The organism is Marinobacter sp., assembly GCF_014859525.1.
Classification (GTDB): Bacteria; Pseudomonadota; Gammaproteobacteria; order Pseudomonadales; family Oleiphilaceae; genus Marinobacter.
In genome coordinates this window covers 1-5,090 of sequence record NZ_JACUUB010000122.1, presented here as the reverse complement: position 1 = coordinate 5,090, position 5,090 = coordinate 1, and the positions used below count along the sequence as shown (strand labels likewise).

At 58.2% G+C, this 5,090-nt stretch carries 4 protein-coding genes; 3 read left to right on the top strand and 1 reads right to left on the bottom strand.

Going from position 1 to position 5,090, the window contains the following annotated elements; genetic code table 11:
• Positions 1 to 37 precede the first annotated feature (37 nt).
• The 3 genes from IBX51_RS14270 (at position 38) to IBX51_RS14260 (ending at position 4,016) form a co-directional block, all read left to right on the top strand.
• Positions 38 to 1,669 carry an MBL fold metallo-hydrolase gene (locus IBX51_RS14270; RefSeq protein ID WP_291831968.1) on the top strand — a complete coding sequence of 544 codons (1,632 nt, stop codon included), beginning with the start codon at positions 38 to 40 and terminating at the stop codon, positions 1,667 to 1,669.
• A gap of 316 nt (positions 1,670 to 1,985) precedes the next feature.
• Complete coding sequence (locus IBX51_RS14265; protein ID WP_291831967.1) at positions 1,986 to 3,344, top strand: succinylglutamate desuccinylase/aspartoacylase family protein; 1,359 nt, start codon at positions 1,986 to 1,988, stop codon at positions 3,342 to 3,344.
• 141 nt (positions 3,345 to 3,485) lie between these two features.
• Entirely contained in the window at positions 3,486 to 4,016 is a 531-nt protein-coding gene (locus IBX51_RS14260; RefSeq protein ID WP_291831966.1) for a carbohydrate-binding protein, read from the top strand.
• Here IBX51_RS14260 and IBX51_RS14255 read toward each other — a convergent pair.
• On the bottom strand, positions 4,011 to 5,090 hold a 1,080-nt coding region (locus IBX51_RS14255; protein ID WP_291831965.1), incomplete at its 5' end, for a MalY/PatB family protein. The genes IBX51_RS14260 and IBX51_RS14255 overlap by 6 nt on opposite strands.

The following is a 5,090-nucleotide window of genomic DNA, read 5'->3' as shown; positions in this document are numbered from 1 at the left end:
GCGCGCGCCCTTTTCGGCCTTATAACAAGAGTGACTTATGGAAATTCGCCCGGCTGCCACCCTGATTCTTACCCGCGATACCAATAACGGCATTGAAGTGCTTCTGCTGCAACGCACCTGGGAGGCCGTTTTCCTGCCCGGCTACTATGTGTTCCCCGGCGGAGCGGTGAACGAACGGGAACTGGAGGCCCGGGCACATTCTGTCGGGATTGAGGATGCCGACATCAGTCAGACCATGAGTCTGGATGAAGGTGGCGCGGATTTTATGTTAGCGGCGGTTCGGGAGTGCTTTGAGGAGGCGGGGATTCTGCTGGCTCAGGAGGGCTCCGGGCACCTGGTGGGGGCGGACCATGGGGTCCATGGTGAGCGGTTTGCGTTGTTTCGGGAGGAGGTGTCGCTGGCGCAGTTGTGTGAGAAACACGGGCTGGTGGTGCCGTTGGACCGGTTGGCGTATCTGAGCCATTGGGTAACACCGCCAGGGCCGCCGCGGCGGTTTGATACGCGGTTTTTTGTGGCGGTGGCGCCGGAGGGTCAGGTGGCCAGTCATGATGGCACTGAGACGATTGATCATGTCTGGATGTCACCTGCGCAGGCACTGGCGGAGCATCGGGCCGGGCTGCGTCTGCTGGGCTTGCCGACAACCCGCACGTTGCGGGTGTTGTGCGATTTCAGCACCACCGCCGAGCTGATGCGTTATGCCCATGCCAATCCGCCGGAGGCGTTTCCGACCGATCCCTGGCCGGCGCTGCGCAAGGGCAAGCCGGTGTTGCTGGAGCCCAACGCGCCGGCTTATGACGAAGCGGTCAAGCTGGACCCGGAGGGGGAAGGTACCACCCGGGCGGAAATTGTGCCCGGTGAGCCAGTGGAGGTGGCAGCCGGTGTGATGCGGTTGACGGCGCCGAACCCGGGGATGATGACCGGGCCGGGCACCAATACCTACCTTGTGGGCTTTGAGCGGTTTACGGTGATTGATCCGGGGCCAGCCAATGAGGCCCACATTGAAAAGATTCTGGAAGTGACTGGCGGGGTGGTGGATCAGGTGCTGGTAACGCATACCCATCTGGATCATTCACCGGCTGTGTCGCTTCTGAAAGAACAAACCGGATGCCGGGTGTTTGGCTGGCCCGCCCCGGAGGGCGCCAGTCAGGACCGGAAGTTCCGGGCCGATGATGAGCCGGAGCATGGCGACCTGATTGTCACCGAAGCGGGCATCCTGAAGGTGGTTCATACCCCGGGGCATGCCTCTAACCACCTGTGCTATCTGCTCACCGACCAGGAGCTGCTTTTCTCAGGCGATCACATCATGCAGGGCTCCACGGTGGTGATTAACCCGCCGGACGGTGACATGAAGGCCTACATAGAGTCTCTGTATGAGCTGCTGGAGGAACCGATTCGCTTTATTGCACCGGCCCACGGTTTTCTGATGGGGCAACCGGAGGCGGTGATTGACTACCTGATCACCCACCGGCTATCCCGGGAGCACAAGATTTTCCGTACCCTGAAAGCCCTGGCTCCAGTCAGCCTGAAAGACCTGACCGCCAAAGCTTACGACGACGTGCCTGCCGCCATCCATGGCCTGGCGGCCCGGTCTGCCCTGGCGCACCTGCTGAAACTCGAAGCGGAACATCGGGCATACCAGTCAGACAATCTCTGGCACACCCGCCGTTAATAAAAACCCAACGGCAGTAACAAAATCGCCATAAGAATTCGCAAAAGGTCCATTTAGTTATCTTTTGGTGGCACGTATAACCGTCATATCAGTGAAAGATAGGCGTGTTATTACATTCCACCACATCGGGCCGTTACCAATGAGCCCATGATCATGAAAGTGGCATTAAACCTCTGTCACAGCGGTATTCATGAACCATACAGGGCCCTATCCTTGGGGCCACTGGTCAGGTACTCGAGGACTTATGCTGTTTCAAAGGCTCAAACATTCCACAATCCGACGGGTTCCGGTCTGGTTGTTCGCAGCCACCCTTCCCATGTACGCCTCTGCGGATTACGACAATGCGTCGTCATTCCTGATGGTTGCTCAGTTAGCTGAAGATGAAAGCGTTGAAGATGTGGTTCGCTCTGAACCTCGTCGGAGCCCGGCAGATGAACACCAAACCGCCGGTGACGCGCAGGAGTCATCCGCGCCCGAAACCGGCCCGAGCACGCCGGAGAGTGAGCAGGTTGTTGTCCCCATCACCCGCAAGATTGCACCCAATATCGACCTGAAAGAAGTGGCACCGTTACCAGAACCCGAACCAGAGTCCGGGTCTGAAGCGGCACCAGATGCGGAGCTGTCCGAGGATGAGGTTCTATCGGCGCAAGACCTTTCCCAAGCGGGAGCGCCTTCCGCCGAGCAGCAAGCCGACGCGCCGGCCGAGCCTGTTCTGGCAAAGAGCCTCTCTTTACTGGGCAAGGAAGTGTTACCCGGCACCTCCACGCGCCTCGCCTGGTCTCCACAAGTCCAGATTGCGGGGCTTTCGCAGACCACCCCTGTTCTGGCGGTCAACGGTGTCAACGCAGGGCCCACACTGTGCCTGACCGGTGCCGTGCACGGTGATGAGCTCAATGGCATCGAGATCGTCCGGCGGGCCATGTATGACCTGGACCCTGAAAAGCTCAGTGGCCGGGTGATTGGCGTGCCGATCGTCAATATGACCGGTTTTCAGCAAGGAAGTCGTTACCTGCCGGACCGTCGGGACCTGAACCGATACTTTCCGGGGCGCCAAAACGGTAACCTCGCAGACCGAGTGGCTTACTCCCTGTTTGAAAACGTGATTCGCCACTGCGATATGCTCGTCGACATCCATACCGGTTCACTCAAACGGACAAACCTGCCTCAGCTCAGGGCGGACATGAACAACCCGGAAGTCGCCGAATTTACCCGAGGTTTTGATCGTATGGCGGTGGTTCACAGCAGTGGTTCACCCGGAATGCTGCGCACAGCCGCTGTTGAAGCGGGTATCCGCGCTGTCACGATGGAAGCCGGTGAGTCCCTCAGAATCCAGGAACATCAGATCGAGGCCGGGGTCAACAGCCTCAACAGCCTGATGGAAAAACAAGGTATGATTTCGCGAATGTTCGTATGGGGCGATCCCGAGCCGGTCTATTACAATTCCACCTGGGTGCGCGCCGAGCATGGTGGTATCCTTTTCAGCGAAATCGACCTGGGTGATACCGTGTCTACCGGCGAGGTACTGGGCTATGTAGCCGATCCAATCACCAATGCACAGTACCCTGTGCGCTCCAGTTCTGATGGCCGGATCATCGGTATGGCCGTCGATCAGGTGGTGATGGCAGGCTTTGCGGCCTACCACATTGGCACCGAGGCAGAGGTGCCAGGTGAGTAGCATGACAGACCGACAACGGGCTTCATCCTGATGATCGAGGTCATATTCACAATGATCAGATCAGCCGCTTGATCAGGCGAACCGGTCGAGCCTACGCTGCGTATCTCTACAAGATTACAGCATCAAAGAGGAGAGAATTGCATGAATAAGCCCCGCTCCGGGCCCGTATCCGTATTTTACATCTTCATGTTGGTCGTTATGGCACTTGGGATGCCGGCACTGGCATCGGCAGAAGACTGCGTAGCCGAAGATCATAAGTGGTCAGAAACTCTTTATTACCCGGCGGGTGCAGTGGTGTATCACAACGACAGCTGGTTTGAATCCCGAGAGGTTCATCAGGCTAAGGAACCCGGAATCAGTTTTGACTGGAAACGGCTGCACGCAACCCCGGACTGCAGCAGTGACAACGAGCAACGCCCACAGCCCTTTGACGCTGCCGATGCAGAGCAGGGTATGACCCGCATGGGTGATTCCGCCGAGGTCTGTGAGCGACCGGAACAATGGCTGTTTGCCGAAACCTATGCAGCCGGCGATCTGGTCAGTCATGGCGGCAATGTCTGGAAAGCGACCGAAGAAACCAACGGCGACATGCCGGGCGTCAAACAACCGCCCCGCTGGGAATTGGTGGAAGACCACTGCTCCATCCAGCAAGCTCAGCAACCAGCACTATAACGTCGCCAACGCTGTCTCGATCCGGGCCACAACCTCCTCAAGCACGGATCGAGGGCAGCCGATGTTGAGCCGCATGAACCCGCTACCCGGTTCCCCGAACGATACACCCGGGTTCATTCCGACCCCCGCGACCTGAACAAAGAATTGTTTCAGGCTGGTGTTGTTCAACGCCAACTCACGACAGTCCAGCCACATCAAATATGTCCCTTCCGGCGAATCAACCCGAATTCCCGGCAGGCGTTTAGCGACAGCCTGCACCACAAAATCCCGATTGCCCTGCAAGTAGTGCATCAGCTCATCCAGCCAGCTCGCGCCGTGGCGATAGCCGGCTTCAAAACCGGTCACGCTGAACGGATTGCACTGGGGCAAGTGCATTGAGTCGAACACGGCTTTGATGGCCTGGCGTCGGTCAGTATCGGTAATGACCAATGCGGATAACCCCAAACCAGGCATATTGAATGTTTTACTCGGCGCCACGGCGGTTACCAGAGCATCGTCAGGGCCGGCCAAGTTCGCCAGCATGGTGTGCGGTTCAGTGTCTGGAAAGGTCAGATCGCAGTGAATTTCGTCAGAAACCACCACCAGCCGGTGTTTACGGGCAATCTCGAGAACCGCACGCAATTCGGCTGCTGACCACACCCGACCCACCGGGTTGTGGGGTGAACAAAGCATCAGGATACGGGTATCCGGCCGCGCTGCGCAGTGTTCCAGATGTTCAAGATCCATTCGGTAACGACCGGTTTCACTATCCTGAACAAGGGGATTCTCAATCACCTGTCGGCCGCTCTCGCGAACCGAACTGAAAAAAGGCGGGTACACTGGTGGCTGGATAATCACACCCTCGCCAGGCTGGGCATAGGCCATACAGGCAGCGTGCAATGATGGCACCACCCCGGGCGCCATCAGGATCCAGTCACGCTCAATAAACCAGCCATGGCGCCGTGCAAACCAATCCATCATGGATTGATACAGGCTGTCCGGGAACAGGGTGTAGCCATACACCGGATGTTCTGCCCGGGCTTTGAGAGCGCTGGTCACCGCCTCCGGGGCGGCAAAGTCCATATCGGCCACCCA

Coding starts and splice junctions, on each gene's coding strand:
- IBX51_RS14270 (WP_291831968.1), top strand. CDS start 38: ATGGAAATTCGCCCGGCTGCCACCCTGATTCTTACCCGCGATACCAAT.
- IBX51_RS14265 (WP_291831967.1), top strand. CDS start 1,986: ATGTACGCCTCTGCGGATTACGACAATGCGTCGTCATTCCTGATGGTT.
- IBX51_RS14260 (WP_291831966.1), top strand. CDS start 3,486: ATGAATAAGCCCCGCTCCGGGCCCGTATCCGTATTTTACATCTTCATG.